The organism is Vibrio sp. 10N.286.48.F5, assembly GCF_041469785.1.
Taxonomy (GTDB): Bacteria; Pseudomonadota; Gammaproteobacteria; order Enterobacterales; family Vibrionaceae; genus Vibrio; species Vibrio crassostreae_C.
Genome location: NZ_JBFRLG010000007.1, coordinates 98,931 through 115,143 on the forward strand (window position 1 = coordinate 98,931; position 16,213 = coordinate 115,143).

The following is a 16,213-nucleotide window of genomic DNA, read 5'->3' on the forward strand; positions in this document are numbered from 1 at the left end:
TAGGCGGCTTAATTACCAACAGCTTGTACTATACGTATCTGCTTTTCGTCCGGTATTTCTTGGTAAGACAAGACTCGCAAGCTTGGAATCGTGTTCTTCACGAACTTAGCCAGAGTCGAACGCAACACGCCAGAGGTCAATAGTACCGCGGGCTCACCTTTCAGCTCTTGCTCTTGTGTAGCGTGGCTGAGAGAGGTCTGTAAACGTTCGGCTAAACCAGGTTCAATACCAGCAGATTCTCCGCCGGATGCCTGCATGGTTTGATGCAAGATTTGTTCCAGCTCAGGAATCAAGGTTATCACTGGTAACTCGGGCTCTATACCATTGATTTCCTGAACAATTAATCGTTTCAATGAGATGCGAACCGCCGCAGTAAGTATGTCAGGTTCTTGACTCTTACCTGAATACTCCGACAAAGTTTGGACTATGGTTCGAATGTCACGAATTGGAATCGCTTCATTCAGCAGGTTCTGTAGCACTTTCACAACCACACCCAACTGCAATTGATCCGGTACAAAACCTTCCACCAGCTTAGGTGTTGAGCGGCTGAGCATCTCAAGTAAGTTCTGAACTTCTTCGTGGCCAATGAGCTGCGATGCGTTGTTGGTTAGCAGCTGGCTAAGGTGTGTCGCCAGTACTGTAGAAGAATCTACAACGGTATAACCTAGAGCTTGTGCGTGTTCACGCTGCTCTTCACGAATCCAAACCGCTTCAAGGCCAAAGGCAGGGTCAATCGTCGGCTCGCCATCGATCATGCCATAGACTTGGCCCGGGTTAATCGCGAGCTCCATGTCTGGCTTAATCTCAGCTTCACCCACAGCAACACCCATCAGGGTAATACGGTAGCTGTTTGGTGTCAGTTCTAGGTTATCGCGAATGTGTACCGCTGGGATCAAGAAACCAAAGTCTTGAGACAGCTTTTTACGCACACCTTTAACGCGTTCAAGCAATTCACCACCTTGGTCTCTATCAACCAAAGGAATTAAACGGTAACCCACTTCTAAACCAATAATATCGACAGGTTGAACATCATCCCAAGAGAGCTCCTTCTGAGAGCCTACTTCTCCATTCGCTTCAACTGTCGCCGGAAGGTTAGGCTCTTCCGCCTTCTTCTTGTTCTTTTTATCGATGTAATACGCCCCCGCGCCTGCAACGATGGCAAGGCTCAAGAACGAGAAATGTGGCATACCCGGAACAATACCCATGATGCCAAGGATGGCGGCGGTGATCATCAAGGCTTTTGGATTGTCGAACATCTGGAAGACAAGTTGCTCACCCATATCTTCATCAGTATTTTGGCGCGTTACCATCATCGCAGCTGCAATAGACAGTAATAGAGATGGAATTTGTGCAACCAGACCATCACCGATAGTCAGTAGCGTGTAGATTTCGATTGCTTCACCAAAACCAAGATCAAACTGAGCCATACCAATGCTCAAGCCACCAATGATGTTGATGAATAAGATTAAGATACCAGCGATCGCATCGCCTTTAACAAACTTAGAAGCACCGTCCATCGAACCGTAGAAGTCAGCTTCTTTGGTGACTTCAAAACGTCTCAGACGCGCTTGGTCTTGGTCGATCAAACCTGCGTTCAAGTCGGCATCGATTGCCATCTGTTTACCCGGTAAGGCGTCTAACGTGAAACGCGCGCTTACTTCCGAGATACGACCCGCACCTTTGGTTACAACCATGAAGTTGATGATCATAAGAATCAAGAACACCACTAAACCAACCGCGTAGTTACCACCGATAACCACGTTACCGAAGGCTTCAATCACGTTACCTGCCGCGTCGCCACCTTCGTGACCATGGAGCAATACCACACGTGTCGAAGCAACGTTCAAGGCCAATCGAAGTAGAGTCGCAATCAGCAGGACGGTCGGGAATGCAGCGAAATCTAAAGGCCTGCGGGTATAAACCGATACCAATAGCACAACCATAGACAGTGCAATATTGAAGGTGAAGAACATATCCAACAAGAAAGCTGGAATGGGCAACACCACCATAGCAAGCGTTGCAAGTACCATAACAGGTGCACCAATCGCAGGCATGGCACGGTTAGGGATTTTAGGTAGCTTGTCCACAAAAGGCAGGGAGAATTTCATAAATCTAGACAGTTTCGCTATGTTGTAGCTCTCTGAACAAGTGGATTAGATCTTAGTCAGGGCTGTTTTGCTATGGGCTTATAATGTTCAGGCTACTACAGCAAACACTGTACCAACATCTCACGTCAAATTATCGCCATCACCTCTATAAAAGGAAGATTAGCTAGCTCACTATTATCAGGGTTCATCACGCAGAGCTCAAGCAATTGATCTAATGACGTAAATCAGGTGGGATCGGCATATTAGAATCTTGCAGTTTTGGTCGCTCACCACCTCGTTTTCGGTACTGTTTAAGCTGGAAAACATATGCAAGCACTTGCGCAACTGCCGTAAACAGACCGTCAGGAATTTGTTGTTCTAGCTCAGTGGTGTGATAAAGCGCCCTCGCCAATGGCGGCGCTGGAACTATATAGATGTCGTTTGCACGCGCAATCTCTCGGATCTTCATCGCCATGTGGTCGACACCTTTAGCAACCACAATTGGTGCTTTGTCTTGATTCTGCTTATAGCGCAGCGCCACTGAAAAGTGTTCCGGGTTGGTCACAATCACATCCGCTTGAGGGACATCAGCCATCATGCGACGCTGAGCCGCTTCCCTTTGAAGCATGCGAATTCGGCCTTTCACTTCCGGCTTACCTTCAGTGTCTTTGAATTCGTCTTTGACTTCTTGTTTGGTCATCTTCAATTGATCGGCGTGTTGCCAGATCTGGAACGGGATATCAATCGCCACCACAATCAGCAGTGAGCAGCTGATCAACAGGATGAAATTGAGCAAGATATCCAAGGCATGAAAGATGTTCTGCGGGTACACATCCATACTCAGCTGCATTAAATCATGCTGAGAGGCTTGAATCAGATAAATCGCCATCCCCGATACGAGCGCTACTTTAAGAATAGACTTGAGCAGTTCAACCCAACTTTGCAGGCCAAACATACGCTTGATACCACTGAGTGGGTTGAGCTTAGACGCCTTTGGCATCGCCGCTTGCATTGAGAAGTTAATCCCACCGACACCCGCAGCGCCGATGACGGCAGCAACAAATAAAGTTATCAGTATCAAAAACAGCGGGAACAGCAGGTTCACCAGTGCACCACCAGCGATTTCTAGGAGTTTGTTAGTGTCAAAGATCTCGTCGCGACTCAAAGAGAACAGGCGTTGCATCGCCTCGAACAAAGCCTTCGCCATCGATTCGCCAAACCACATTAAAGCAATCGCACCGACAATTAATACCGATGCTGACGCTAGCTCTTTTGACCTTGCAACCTGCCCTTTCTCTTTGGCCTGTTGCAAGCGTTTGGGCGTGGCGTCTTCTGTGCGTTCTTGACCGTCTGACTCTGCCATTTCAGTCTCCTAGCAATCTAACCGGATTAGACGACATATCTGTTGTTCGCCCTGCATCCAGAATAGCTCATAGTGACTATACAAGCCGCCAAGGGTATACCAACAAAGTAACAGACCCACAAGTAGCGCAAATGCAAAACCCAAAGAAAAGATGTTTAATTGAGGTGCCGCACGCGTCATTACACCAAAAGAAAGGTTAATCGTTAGCAGCGCAATAATCCCCGACAATGACATCGCTAATGCCGTTTTGAACATGATGCCGAGCCACAACGCGAGCTCTCGAAAATCCACAGAGGTTAGAGAGCCACTGCCAATCGGCAAGGTCTTAAAACTAAACACCACCAGCTGCAGCATTTTCAAGTGACCATCGGTCGCCAAAAAAAACATGGTCGCTAGCAGCATGAACAGCTGACCAAGTACCGGCGTATTTTGCCCGTTAGCCGGGTCGACCATTGATGCAAAACCCAAGCTCGATTGCATACCGAGGATCTGACCCAGCATAACAAAGGTTTGAATCATGAACTGGGTAACAAAACCCATGGCCACGCCAATCACAATTTGCTCGAAGACAGTCAGGAAGCCTTGAAAGGACAGAAGTTCAATCTCTTTGGGAACGGCCGGAATCGCAGGCATCACCGCAAAAGTGATCGCCAAGCCTAAATACAGACGAATACGCGGCGACACGAAGCGTGCCCCTGTTACCGTCATCACCATCAGCATCGCTGAGATGCGAGTGTATGGCCAAAAATAATTGGCTAACCACTCTAGTACAAGGCTCGTTGGGTATTCCATATCGGTTTAATACAGAACTTGCGGCAAGCGTTCGATGAGCTCAAAAAAGAACTCCATCATCATCTGGGTCATCCAGTGTGCGAATAGCATCAACGCCAACAAAGTTACGATCAAACGCGGCAGGAAACTCAGGGTTTGTTCGTTGATTGAGGTCGCAGCTTGGAAAACAGCCACAACCAAACCGATCAGCAGGCTAGGAATAATGATGGCGCAAACCATGATTAATACCATCCAAAGGGCATCTCGGAACAACTCTACGAATATTTCAGGATTCATTATTCCCCCAGCTACAAGGCAAAACTGCCGGCGAGTGTGGAGAGTATCAAGTTCCAGCCATCAACAAGAACAAACAGCATCAACTTAAACGGCAGCGATACAATCATCGGTGACAACATCATCATACCCATAGCCATCAATACCGATGCCACCACCAAGTCGATGATTAGGAAAGGCAAGAACAGCATAAATCCGATTTGGAAAGCCGTTTTTAATTCCGATGTGATAAATGCTGGAATCAGAACCGCCATCGAAACATCTTCAGGGTTAGTCACTTCCGCGCCAGAAATCTCAACAAAGGTTTCAAGATCTTTGATTCGAGTCTGCTTGAGCATGAAGGATTTAATCGGTTTTTGGGCAACATCAAATGCCTGTCGTGCCGATATCTGTTCATTAAGATAAGGCTGAACTGCTTGTTCGTTAACTTGATTAATCACTGGCGACATGATGAAGAAGGTCAAGAATATCGCGATACCAATAATGACTTGGTTAGACGGTGTTTGTTGTAGACCCATCGCCTGACGCAAGATAGACATCACAACCACAATACGAGTGAACGATGTCATCAAAATCACCATCGCCGGCAAGAAGCCAAGCATGGTCATTAACGCGAGAATTTGCAGGTTAATCGAGTAGTCTTCACCGCCATTGGCATTGGTTGTCATGGTAAAGGCAGGTATGCCGCCACCATTGCCAGTCAAGCTGCCCGTGGTCATGGTTGTCGATTTGGCTTGGTCTTGTTCCATCGTGCTGATAGTGACCGATTCCGAGCCAGCGGTATTCGCAGGAATGACGGTGCCGTCTTCAGCTTGTGCAAATACCGACACACTGAATACGATTGAGCATAGGAGAATAAGCTGAACCAACCACACTTTCACCGCTCGGAAAGCTCCGGCTTGGTGAAAGTAAGAGGAGTTCAAAAGTCCGTTACTTGTTTGCATCTTTTTTTATTAGCTGGGAAAGCTGACTTGAAAATGTACTTTTTTCCAGCATCTCCTGAGTAAGAGGTTTATCGAGCTTAGAGATCAGCTGAATCGATTGTGTGGTAATCCCTACCAAGAACTGTTCATCACCCGCTTGCACAATAGCGATACGCTCTTTAGTACCAACAGGGATTTGCCTAACAATCGCCAAACCTTGTTGATTCGACATCGCAGGTACTTGCATTCGCTTGAGTAGCCAAGCAATAAATAAAATGAAGGCTATAACGAAAATTAGCGACCCAAAGGTGGTCGCTAAATCGAGAGAAGGCGGTGTTGCTGCAAAGGCAATGGAAGGAGCCGTTAATAGCCCTACTCCCAAGATTCCTCGTAACAAACCTGTCATTCCGAGAAAAGAGCCCGCAAGTCTTTGAGACAAAAAGCTCATTAACGCAGCTTCTTAATTCGTTCTGTTTGGCTAATAACGTCAGTCAAACGAATACCAAACTTGTCGTTCACCACAACCACTTCACCATGAGCAATCAAGGTACCGTTTACCATCACATCCAGTGACTCACCAGCAATTCTATCTAGCTCAACAACCGAACCTTGGTTCAACTGAAGTAAATTACGGATACTGATCTGAGAGCGACCAACTTCCATCGAAATAGTCACTGGAATATCCATAATGGTATCCAGCTTACGACGCTCATCTTCAGAAATCGGAGATGATGAATCGGTTAGCTCATCAAGTGGTGCCGCAAGCACATCATCAACATCAATTGACGGCGCTGAAGGATCTTCACCAAGTGCTGCAGCCCATTCGTCTGCTAGCTTTTGATCTTCACTAGGTTCCATTACCAATTCCTATACTTTTATCTATTTTACTATTCGTCGTCATCATCACTGTTTTCGAGCTCAGACAATAAGTCTTTACCTAGAAAAGCGAGATCAGTTTTAACCACATGTGGTCTTTGAATTTTTTCCGAAATCTGTACTGCAAGCTTCTCACCAGAACGGCCCATTTTCACACGATAAGTCGGCAGTTCTTCGACAAACATGGTTGCGTGCTCAGGCATGTTCATTGGGATAACATCACCAGGGCGCAGCTCCATCAGATCACGAAGGGAAATATCTTGCTCTAGCAAATTCACGCGGAAATTGACGGGCACATCCATGATCTCATCACGCAGTGCGGTACTCCAACGAACATCGGTTTCCATCTTGTCTGATTGAACACCCGCATCAAGCAGTTCACGGATCGGCTCAACCATGGAGTAAGGCATGACAACGTGGAAGTCACCACCACCGCCATCCACTTCAATGTGGAACGAACTCACAACAATCACTTCGGTTGGGCTCACAATGTTCGCCATACTTGGGTTCACTTCGGAATCCAAGTATTCAAACTCAACCCCCATCACTGGCGACCAAGCTTCTTTGTAATCTTCAAAAACAATTTTCAGCAGTAACTGAATGATTCGTCTTTCAGTAGGCGTGAATTCACGACCTTCAATCTTGGCGTGGAAACGACCATCACCGCCAAAAAAGTTCTCTACGAGAATGAAAACCAGACGAGCTTCCATGGTGATGAGTGCCGTACCTTTCAATGGACGGAAACGAACCATGTTTAAACTGGTGGGTACATACAATGTGTTTTGGTACTCACCAAACTTCATCATCTGTACGCCGTTGATCGACACTTCAGCCGTTTTACGTAACATATTAAACAAGCTGATACGCATATGGCGTGCGAAGCGCTCGTTAATAAGTTCAAGGGTCGGCATTCGACCACGGACGATTCGATCTTGAGATGAGAAGTCGAAATTGACTGCATTGTCATTTTCGGTTTCTAAGACATCTTCAACTTCTTCAACATCATCAACGCCATGTAACAGCGCATCAATTTCGTCTTGGCTTAATAAATCGGTCACAAATTACCTATTGAATTACGAAGTCAGTGAATAACACTTTTTCAATCACAGGCTGGCCAACAGCTTGAGCCAGGCTTGCTTTAATATCTTCTGTTGCCTTATTACGCAGTTCCACGCGGCCTGTTGGTGAGCGCAATTGATCAACCGTTGCCGAAGCGAACGTGGCCAGTAGCGTACTTTCTACAAGTGGAGAGTGGTAACGAGCCAGGTCTTCATTCTTACTGCCACGTACCATGAGCTGTGCTTTTATCTGAACTAGGCGATCTTTTTTGTCACCTGTCACATTAAACAAGAAGGGCTGAGGAATATTAACATACATAACCGGCTCTGCAGCGACCACAGCCGTTGCTGGCTGAGACTGAGATTCAGAGGCGCTATCGTCAGAACCTAAGAAAAAGTACAGCGCACCACCTATACCAAGCAGTAACACAACTACGGCAATAATAATTATAAGGAGCTTGCTCTTCCCTTTAGGTGCATCTTGTTCTGCGGCCATATCTTACTCTAACTTCCTGTTCTTGCGATTAACTGATGGTTCTTTTTATTAACTGGTTTTTTCTATTAACCAAGCGTTCTTAGCCTGATATTAGGCATAATAACTAATTCCATCACGCTTTGATGCGACATTCAATTCAAGATTGCTGCCACTATCAAGGTTTTCATCACCTTGCGTATCATTTGTGCGGTTAGCGCCGGATTGTTGCTCACCATTGTTGTATCTATCTTGTCCCTGACCGGAGTTCTGTTGTTGAACAGACGAATCGGCAAGCTGCAGACCTTGCTGAGCAAGCATCTCTCTCAAGCGAGGTAAGGTTTGTTCAATCACATCTCTCGCTTGCTGATTACTCACCGTAAAGTGCACGTTTGCCACGTCATTATTCATGGTCATGCGGATTTTCATTTGGCCCAATTCTGGTGGGTCGAGACGAATGTCCAAGTTCTTAAGGTTCTTAGACATCATCATTTGTACTTTTTCAGCCACTTGCTCATTGGCTAGCTCTTTGGTGAGCTGTAAGGGCGCTTGTTGAGCAGCTTGAATTTCAGCTCGCGTAGGTGCTGAACCCACCGTTGCCGTACCTTGTGCACCAGCCGCAGAAGCGATCTGCTGAGCAAAGGTCGAATCTTTAGAATCTTCTTTATCACCCGCTTTACCCAAACCAGACAGTGCTGCTGCACCGGCGCCCGCTTTAAGAAGCGTATCAGTCGAGCCTGCTTTTGTGGCAGCTGGCGTTGCATTCATCGCCATTCCTTGCGCGGTTAAAGCTGGATCCAACGTTGCTTGCTGCTGAGGTGAAGCCACATTAGCTTGTTGAGCTGCGGCCTGTTGGGCTGCATGTGCATTATTGGCGTGCAGCATTGCCGCCTTGTCCGTAAGAGCATTGTTTGCTGATTGAGAAGCGGCCTGCGCTGACACTTGTTGTGTAGCCGTCGCTACAGCTGCTGTTGATGCTGCCGCAGCTAAGGCTTTAGTTTCGCTTGAATCCGTATTATCCCAATCGATAGCAGTGGGTTCACCAGACGCACTGTTCGCAGCCGGAGCTTGACTTAGCAAAGCTGTTACTTGTTGTTGAACGTTAGCGAGCTGTTGATTCAACAGGTCTAGGTTAGAGGTCGCTTTAGCCAAAGCGGCTTGCTCATCAACCGTCAACTTAGCGCCACTTTGTTGCTTATCAAGCAAGCTATCGACAACAGACTGCTCTGATTCGATTTGTCCATTCAATTGGTTTAGCGCTTTGGTATGGGCATCTACTTGCTTTGCCAGTTCAATATCCACGGCTGACAATGCTTGGCTCTGCTCGGCAGCAACCGCACTAGCTGCATTCTTTTGGCTCAGCTCTCGGCTCATACTGGCTTCAATTTGTTCTGGAGTGACGCCTTTATCCATCAACTGTCGAATTTCAGTATCAGTTAGCTGAGAAACACCCTTACCTCCGGTAAGTACAGCGATTTCAGAATCGACTTCAAGGCTCTTCTCCTGATTTGCAGCCTTAGCTTGTTGTGTCGCCTTATCCGTAACGGAAACTCCTGCAACAGAAGCACCGGTGATATTACCTTGGGCTTGTTCTACCTGACCTTGCTGAGGCAAGCCTTTGCCGTTTGGCGCTTGATTTAGGGTTTTGTTTGCCTCATCCAATTGACCAAGCAATTTATTGCCTTCGCTCATCGCTGCATTGGCTTGCGATGCCTGCGTAGCACCATCTACCGCTGATGGACCCTGAGTTTGGGATTGAGCAATATGTTCTTTAGATTCGTTAGTCGTATCCTGCGCATCTTTACCATCTGCCTTATCTGCAACAGTCTTATCAGCGACAGTGCTATCAGTGCCCGAATTGGCTTTGAGCTGAGCCTCAGATCCAGACGCAGCCTCTGCTGATGTTTTATCAGCAGCTTTCTCGCCTTCTACTTCTGAAGCTGCTTGCTTGCTTTGCGCTTCGCTCACTTCGTCAGTAGCCTTTGATTCAGCGGAATCACCTTTGTTCGCTTCGGCTGACGCTTCACCTTCGGTAGATGTCTGTTTAGTATCAGGTTTCGCAGTGCTTTCTGTGTCTTTTGCTGCGACTTTACTGTCACTTTCTTCAAAGCCGAGCGCTTCTTTAAAGGACTCAAAGAAACCTTTAGAGTCGCCGGTTTCTTCTACCTTGGAAGAGGCAGAACCGGTGTCCAACAACGATGACATTTTGTTGGTCGCTGAATTTGAGGAAAGACTAACATTCATATATACAAGCTCTATCTACTAGCTTTGCTGCCATGAATCAGGCAACAAAAAGAAAGTCGGATGCTTTTCATGCCTTTGGTGGGCATAACGCGCAATTTTATATAAAACGGAGCAAGAAACATGCCTATAAGTTCGGTTTTCACAATATAGAGAACAGCACTGACGTCATTCGTGGCTTAGGATCACATCTTCTTTCGGCTGTATAACAGAGTCGAAAACTCATCCATTTGCTTTTGTTCTCTTCGATCTTGCAGCTTTGCTTTCTCTTTCTGCTTTTTCTCCATCAACCACTCGTAGGATTTACGTTTTTTGCGTAACTCCATCCAGTAGCTTTGGCAGTTGTCGACTTGATTTTTAAAGTGGTGCTCGGCTTCTCTCTGTTTGGATAATGTTTCATCCAACTGAGTTAAGAAGCGGTTCAAGTGACCATATTGGCTCGCCGTTAAGCCTGCCTTGCCGCGGTCAACGAGCTGCTGACAGTAATCCAGTCGATACTTTTCAATCTGCGCAACCTGCTCATAGTAGCCTTGCAGCTCAGAGTTCGCTTTGTTGAGCGCAAGTACCGCTTGGTTCTCTTGATCTTTGGCTTGATCGAGCAAAAATTCTAATGCGTTATCCATGACTAACCTTATTCACCCGTTAGCCACCCAATACATGTTTCAACATGTTGACGCACATGTCGTATGGGACGGTCTCTTTCATCTTCTGCTGCAAGTACTCATCCAGTTTTGGTTTCAACGTGAAGGCACTATCGATTGCTGGATCCGTTCCTGGCTTGTAAGCACCAATCGACACCAAATCTTGGTTTTTACGGCAGATAGACAGCACTTGCCTTACCGCTTTCGACATCAAGACATGTTCTTCAGTGGTGATTTGCGGCATAACACGACTGACGGATTTCTCAACGTCAATCGCTGGGTAGTGACCGGCATCGGCCATCTCACGAGATAACACAACGTGACCATCGAGAATTGCTCGCGACGCATCCGCAATCGGATCTTGTAAGTCATCGCCTTCGGTTAACACGGTAAAGAAAGCCGTGATAGAACCTTGTTCATCATTGCCGTTACCTGCTCGTTCCACCAGCGCAGGAAGCTTAGCGAAGACTGATGGCGGATAGCCCTTGGTTGCTGGCGGCTCACCCACAGACAGAGCAATTTCACGCTGAGCTTGAGCAAAACGGGTCAATGAATCCATGAGTAGCAGAACATCTAAGCCTTGGTCGCGGAAGTACTCGGCGACAGCCAACGCGGTTTGACAGCCTTTTAAGCGCATCAATGGTGATGAGTCGGCAGGAGCGGCAACAACAACCGAACGCTTACGGCCATCTTCACCAAGAATCTCTTCAATAAATTCTTTAACTTCTCGTCCACGCTCACCGATTAGGCCTACGACCACTACTTGCGCAGTTGTGCCTCGAGTCATCATGCCCAGAGTTACGGATTTACCGACACCAGAGCCAGCAAACAGACCGATACGTTGCCCTTTACCCACGGTTAGCAAACCATTAATGGCTTTCAAGCCGACATCGAGTGGTTCAGAAATCGGTTTACGAGCTAACGGGTTGATTGGCTCCGCATTAAATGAAGCGCGTTGCTCTGTATAGATTGGACCTAAACCGTCGAGTGGATTACCTACGCCGTCGATCACTCGACCGAGCAGTTCCATTCCAACAGGGATACCACTTTCGGTAGTCATTGGCGTGACGCGAGCGCCAGGTAAGATCCCGGTGATTTGCTCACTCGGCATCAAAAATAGGTTATCGCCAGAGAAACCGACGACTTCGGCTTCCATCTGACCAGACATGGTTTCGACTAAACACAAACTGCCGATTGGCGCTTTACAGCCGGTCGCTTCAAGCGTTAAGCCAACAACGCGTACTAATTTACCAGAGGCAATTGGTCGCGATTTTAGCCCCTCGACTTTGTACTGACTGAGACGATTCGCTAACTCAAGCATTACTCATGACCTTGGTGACGATTTGCGCCGCAGAAATTTTGAATAACGTTCTTTACACGATCTTCCATGCGGTAGTTAACGCTCGACTCACCCGCTTCAATTTGTACATCACCACGGTTGAGTGCTGGCTCTGCGACCAGCGTCCAATTACGGCAGTCCAATTCAGTCTCGCCATACGCAGAGCGAATGATCGCCACATCTTCCGGATTGAGTTTCAATGTGATTGCGTGACCAGAAATCGGCAACGACTCTACCGATTCTTTAACGGTATCTAATATGATTTGTGGGTTGGTTTGCACTTCAACATGAACCACTTCTTTGACCATGGTAAGCACCATGTCGACCAATTGCTTCTCCACCTGAGCGTTCATCAACTCTAATGGTTGAGCGAACTGGTTTGCCAGCCCCATGAAGACGGCCACCTGCTGTTGAATGTACTCTTGACCCGCGGTTACGCCTTCAAGCTTGCCGGCTTCGTTGCCTTCTTCGTGACCGGCAGCAAAACCTTCTTCTTTGCCTTTTTCATAGCCTTGCTTAAAGCCCGCCTCTTGGCCTTGATGCAGCCCTTCCTGATAAGCGCCTTGTTTAATCAGCTCGATTTGCTCTTCAGTCAGAACCAGCTCTTCATCTTCAATGGCTTCTTCAACCGTTGGCATCCAACTAGGGTCGTAGTTAAAAGCGGTTTCTTTGGCTTGTTTGCTCACGTCAGAGGTGTAGTCAGGCAGCCCCCATTTCTGAGGTTGGGCAACCGTATTATCTTCTTCAGGGCGAAGGAAGCCGCGTTTTCTATCACCTGACATATCAGTACCTATCTATGAGTGGCTTAACTGTATTGTGAATTCAAGCAGTTAAACTGAGTTAATCTGTGGTTCGAGATTGGATAAAGAAAAGCCCCAACAGTGTGGGGCTTTTGAGATTTCTGTATTAAAGGAACTCGTCGGCGCCACCAGACAGCATAATTTCGCCACTGTCTGCCATCTTCCTCGCGATACCCAAAATCTCTTTCTGAGCCGCTTCAACATCAGAGACTTTGACTGGCGGCATCGCCTCAATATCGTCTCTCATCATATCGGCAGCACGTTTAGACATGTTCTTGAAGATCTTCTCACGTAGACCTTCATCTGCACCTTTAAGTGCTTTCTGTAGAATATCTTGTGGAACATCACGTAGTAGTCGTTGAACACCTTGGTCATCAACTTCAATAAGGTTTTCAAAAACAAACATCAGATCTTGAATCTGTGTTGCCATGTCTTCGTCTTGGTCACGGATTTGATCCATCAAGACGCCTTCCACGTTGTTGTCCATGTAGTTCATGATCTCAGCCGCGGCTTTCAGGCCACCAATTTTGGCTGCTTGAGCACCCGCTTGACCCGCGAACTGTTTCTCCATGATTTCATTCAGTTCAGCAAGCGCCGAAGGTTGAACTTCTTCAAGGTTGGCAATACGCATCATCAGATCCAGACGAACTCGCTCTGGGAACTGAGACAGGATCTCAGCCGATTGATCGGCATCGAGGTACGACAACACAATAGTTTGAATTTGAGGGTGCTCGTTGATGATAATGCTCGCCACCTGACGAGGATCCATCCACTTAAGCGAATCCAAACCTTTCGAACCTGTGCCGAGAAGGATTTGGTCAACAAGGTTATTCGCCTTGTCTTCACCCAGAGCAGCAACTAACGCATTACGCATGAAGTCTTCGCTGCCCATACCAATGTTGGTGTACTTCTGAATATCATCTAAGAAAGCACGGTGCACAGCGCCTACTTTCTCTTGGGATAGGTCTGTAGCTCGCGCCATCGCACTACCCACACGCTGAACCTGCTTTGGCTCTAGGTGACGAATAATACCAGCAGCATCTTCTTCATTTAAACTGAGCAACAAGATCGCAGCGCGCTCATCGCCTGAGATAGAGCCGATATCCACGCTAGAGACATCAAGCACTTCACCGCCTTCAGTTTGTTGTGGAACTATTTCGTTAGCCATCTACCATCCAATTCTTAACTACTTGAGCTGCTAGCTCTGGTTCATTCGCTACAAGTGCACGTACTGCTTTCAGCACGTCCTCGTCTTTATGAAGGTTTGGTAAGTCGATACTTGAACCAAATTCAAACAGCTCACCACCTTCAATATCACCACCAATTAAGCTGGTTTCGCCGTCGGCACCAATTGGCATGCCATCAGGTCCGTACATCTGTTCATCGTTGTCTGCTGCTGGGTTAAGCAGTTTCTTCATTGCAGGGCGAACAAGTACCAACACCACCACAATGATAACCAAGGCACTTGCAAACCAACGAACCCAATCATTGAAGTTTGGATGCTCCCAGATTGGCACATCAGCAACAACATCTGTTACTTGAGGTGCAAACTGCATGCTTAATACGTTGAGCAAATCACCACGAGTTTCATCAAAGCCCACCGTACCAATCAGTACTTGGCGAATCGCATTGATTTCGCTCGCCGGGATTGGCGTATGAACCACTTCACCCGTATCTGGGTTCAAGGATTGGCGGTCTTTGATCGCAACAGAAACCGTCTGACGATTAACCGTGCCGCTCTGTTTACGTTCATGACTGATGGTGGTGTCTAGCTCAAAGTTTCGAGTCGCTTCTTTGTGAACAGAGCCTTGACCTGTCATCGCGCCGTCTTTCATCTGAGCCACATCTTGTGGAATTGAGGCATCCGCTGGAGGCTGGTTACTCAACGCACCCGGAATACCCGCCACCGTATTTCCATTGTTGTAATCTTCTAAGGTGTATTCACTTCGAGTCGCCGGTGTATTCGGATCAAAACGTTTTCTGGTTTGCTCCACAGCACTGAAATCGAGCTGGATATCAACCTGAGCGGTGTAGTTACCAAACCCAAGAATAGGAATCAGGATGGAGTCAATTTTTTCACGCAGCGCTTGTTCTTGATTGCGCTCTAACTCGTGTTCTTTACGACGCGCCGCTGACATAGGGTCTTGAGAGCCTGAGCTCAACAATCGGCCATGCTGATCGGTCACCGTAATACGTGAGGTTTTCATTCCCGGAACGGCACTTGCCACCATATCCACAACAGAATCAATTTCTTGCTGCTTGAGGTTAGTACCTGTTTTTAGAGTTAGGAATACAGAAGCAGAGGCTTCTTGATTATGACGTACAAAAACACTCTGCTTCGGCAGGGCCAATAAAACCTGAGCTTTACGCACCTGTTTCATCTGCTCAATGGCTTTGGCAAGTTGTCTTTCGCGGCTTAATTTAAGGCGTTCTTGTTCTAAACGTTGTGATACACCAAAACCCATGTCTTGCATGAGGATGTCATCACCCGCGTTTCGCTCTTGATTCAAACCCGCTCGTACCATATTAAGCTTTAATGAGTTGTACTCACTCGCCGGTACTGAGATGGTATTGCCTTCAAGCGTGTAATCGATCTTTTGCAGATCTAAGTAATCAAGAACGGGGATCAATTCTTCTGTTTCGTAAGCCCCTAATGGACGCATTTCTGGCTCTTTTACCCAGAAAAACAGCATCACAATCAGCGCTACACAGATAGAGATAGAAAGGACTAAGACGACCTGACGAAGTAAATCAAGATCACCGACAGCCATATCGAACTTCGATGAACTGCGTTCACCTAGATCGGGATTTTGCCCTTCTCCGTCTAGCTCAGAGCCTGCAATCAGTGCGTGGTCGTTGCTATCGCTTACGGTTAAATCTGTTGTTTGACTATTATCTGCCACTATTTAACTACCCAACTTATACCGGCATATTCATCAGCTCTTTGTACGATTCGACCAATTTATTTCTAATTTGGATCGTCGCCTCAAAAGCCACACTAGATTTATTACGAGCAATCATCACGTCCGATAGGGATACGCTTTGGTCGCCACTATCAAAACGAGCTTGAAGATCACCTGAGGTCTTTTGTAATGAGTTCACATTATTGATGGCATTAGTCAGCATGTTGCCAAAATCTGCACCGACCGCTTGCCCCGTTGCTGCGGGACGCACGCTGGCAGCTTCGACCATCATTGCCTGCATTTCGCCTTGTAAACCATCTATTCTCATCTACTACCTCAGGAGTCAAAATTATGACCATCTATTTAGCTATATTATTGACAGAGCAATTAGCGTGCCACACATTTAATTGACTAGATATCGTATTACACTAGTCAGAAAGCTGAC

At 47.0% G+C, this 16,213-nt stretch carries 16 protein-coding genes; all 16 read right to left on the bottom strand.

Annotation, left to right across the window (positions count from 1 at the left end; genetic code table 11):
• Positions 1-8: 8 nt before the first annotated feature.
• Complete coding sequence (gene flhA, locus AB4185_RS07320; RefSeq protein ID WP_017064115.1) at positions 9-2,108, bottom strand: flagellar biosynthesis protein FlhA; 2,100 nt, start codon at positions 2,106-2,108, stop codon at positions 9-11.
• Between the two features lie 211 nt (positions 2,109-2,319).
• Positions 2,320-3,450, bottom strand: coding sequence for a flagellar biosynthesis protein FlhB (gene flhB, locus AB4185_RS07325; protein ID WP_017060671.1), 1,131 nt, complete (start codon positions 3,448-3,450; stop codon positions 2,320-2,322).
• A gap of 9 nt (positions 3,451-3,459) precedes the next feature.
• Positions 3,460-4,242: a flagellar biosynthetic protein FliR gene (gene fliR, locus AB4185_RS07330; protein WP_372135251.1), complete on the bottom strand. Its 783-nt coding sequence runs from the start codon at positions 4,240-4,242 to the stop codon at positions 3,460-3,462.
• A gap of 6 nt (positions 4,243-4,248) precedes the next feature.
• On the bottom strand, positions 4,249-4,518 hold the full coding sequence (gene fliQ / locus AB4185_RS07335; RefSeq protein WP_029235191.1) for a flagellar biosynthesis protein FliQ: 270 nt from the start codon (positions 4,516-4,518) through the stop codon (positions 4,249-4,251).
• A gap of 11 nt (positions 4,519-4,529) precedes the next feature.
• A complete protein-coding gene (fliP, locus tag AB4185_RS07340; RefSeq protein ID WP_017064117.1) occupies positions 4,530-5,459 on the bottom strand; it encodes a flagellar type III secretion system pore protein FliP in 930 nt (309 codons plus the stop codon).
• Positions 5,446-5,886, bottom strand: a complete 441-nt coding sequence (gene fliO / locus AB4185_RS07345) for a flagellar biosynthetic protein FliO (protein WP_017060675.1) — start codon at positions 5,884-5,886, stop codon at positions 5,446-5,448. The genes fliP and fliO overlap by 14 nt, the downstream gene beginning before the upstream one ends.
• Positions 5,886-6,296 carry a flagellar motor switch protein FliN gene (fliN, locus tag AB4185_RS07350; protein ID WP_004739851.1) on the bottom strand — a complete coding sequence of 137 codons (411 nt, stop codon included), beginning with the start codon at positions 6,294-6,296 and terminating at the stop codon, positions 5,886-5,888. Before fliN ends, fliO begins: the two co-directional genes overlap by 1 nt.
• Positions 6,297-6,325: 29 nt before the next feature.
• Positions 6,326-7,372, bottom strand: coding sequence for a flagellar motor switch protein FliM (fliM, locus tag AB4185_RS07355; protein ID WP_017060676.1), 1,047 nt, complete (start codon positions 7,370-7,372; stop codon positions 6,326-6,328).
• Positions 7,373-7,379: 7 nt separating this feature from the next.
• Positions 7,380-7,868: a flagellar basal body-associated protein FliL gene (gene fliL / locus AB4185_RS07360; protein ID WP_017064118.1), complete on the bottom strand. Its 489-nt coding sequence runs from the start codon at positions 7,866-7,868 to the stop codon at positions 7,380-7,382.
• 90 nt (positions 7,869-7,958) lie between these two features.
• Positions 7,959-10,088 (bottom strand): flagellar hook-length control protein FliK, encoded by a 2,130-nt coding sequence (locus AB4185_RS07365; RefSeq protein WP_372135254.1) that lies wholly within the window; start codon positions 10,086-10,088, stop codon positions 7,959-7,961.
• Positions 10,089-10,270: 182 nt separating this feature from the next.
• Positions 10,271-10,708 carry a flagellar export protein FliJ gene (gene fliJ, locus AB4185_RS07370; RefSeq protein ID WP_017060679.1) on the bottom strand — a complete coding sequence of 146 codons (438 nt, stop codon included), beginning with the start codon at positions 10,706-10,708 and terminating at the stop codon, positions 10,271-10,273.
• A gap of 19 nt (positions 10,709-10,727) precedes the next feature.
• A complete protein-coding gene (gene fliI, locus AB4185_RS07375) occupies positions 10,728-12,047 on the bottom strand; it encodes a flagellar protein export ATPase FliI (RefSeq protein ID WP_017060680.1) in 1,320 nt (439 codons plus the stop codon).
• Positions 12,047-12,847, bottom strand: a complete 801-nt coding sequence (gene fliH, locus AB4185_RS07380) for a flagellar assembly protein FliH (protein WP_017060681.1) — start codon at positions 12,845-12,847, stop codon at positions 12,047-12,049. Before fliH ends, fliI begins: the two co-directional genes overlap by 1 nt.
• Positions 12,848-12,971: 124 nt before the next feature.
• A complete protein-coding gene (gene fliG, locus AB4185_RS07385; RefSeq protein ID WP_017060682.1) occupies positions 12,972-14,033 on the bottom strand; it encodes a flagellar motor switch protein FliG in 1,062 nt (353 codons plus the stop codon).
• The gene (gene fliF / locus AB4185_RS07390; RefSeq protein WP_229647688.1) at positions 14,026-15,768 is read right to left on the bottom strand and encodes a flagellar basal-body MS-ring/collar protein FliF; all 1,743 of its coding nucleotides are present in this window, start codon (positions 15,766-15,768) and stop codon (positions 14,026-14,028) included. Before fliF ends, fliG begins: the two co-directional genes overlap by 8 nt.
• Before the next feature lie 16 nt (positions 15,769-15,784).
• The gene (fliE, locus tag AB4185_RS07395; RefSeq protein WP_372135256.1) at positions 15,785-16,096 is read right to left on the bottom strand and encodes a flagellar hook-basal body complex protein FliE; all 312 of its coding nucleotides are present in this window, start codon (positions 16,094-16,096) and stop codon (positions 15,785-15,787) included.
• Positions 16,097-16,213: the final 117 nt, after the last annotated feature.